Source organism: Rahnella sp. P4_A8, assembly GCF_056402435.1.
Window position 1 is genome coordinate 1 of sequence record NZ_JBFUHK010000301.1, and the last position, 859, is coordinate 859.

The window sequence follows — 859 nt, forward strand, 5'->3', positions numbered from 1 at the left end:
ACATTGTATTGCCCTGCGATGTAGGTGAAGATGCCAGCATCGAGGCGCTTATTCTCAGGCTTGCCAAAGTATGGCCGAATTTTGACGGTCTGGTGCACGCCATCGCATTCGCCCCCAGTGAACAGCTGGACGGAGACTATGTCAGCGTCGTCACCCGTGAAGGTTTCGCCACGGCCCATGACATCACCTCCTATAGTTTTGTTGCACTGGCTAAAGCTTGCCGCCCCATGCTGAACCTGAATTCCTCACTAGTCACCCTGACATATCTCGGTTCCGAACGCGCCATCACTAATTATAATGTCATGGGGCTCGCCAAGGCATCTCTGGAAGCCAATACACGGTATATGGCGAATGCCATGGGGCCACAGGGAATACGGGTCAACGCCATTTCCGCAGGGCCGATTCGCACGCTGGCTGCTTCTGGCATCAAAAATTTTAAGATGATGTTAGCCCACTATGAATCGATTACCCCAATTCGGCGCACTGTGACTATTGAAGATGTAGGCAAAACTGCCGCATTTCTATGTTCTGATTTATCTTCGGGGATCACCGGAGAGGTGATCCATGTTGATGGGGGTTTCAGTATTGCCTTAATAAACTAAATTCAATTATGACTTCTGAAAATAAAGATCTATCAAGTGTTTTTTAGCATACTTATTTTATTTTGTAGTGGCATAGTGAATTTGGCCACCTGAACAGAGGTGATATCATCGCCTCATAGTCAAAAACAGGTGACATTATGTCCGGACGTAACAGACGTAACAGACGTAATTTTAGCCCAGATTTAGTAATGGAGTGGCCCAGCTTAATTTATTTGACGATAATGCTCTACGAACAAACAGCGTAGCTTTAATGGAGG

1 protein-coding gene is annotated in these 859 nt (G+C 46.6%); it reads left to right on the forward strand.

The features are described from left to right. Positions 1-602 (forward strand): SDR family oxidoreductase (locus AC1DUO_RS25585; RefSeq protein ID WP_477989506.1); only part of this gene is annotated, 602 nt, incomplete at its 5' end. Positions 603-859: the final 257 nt, after the last annotated feature.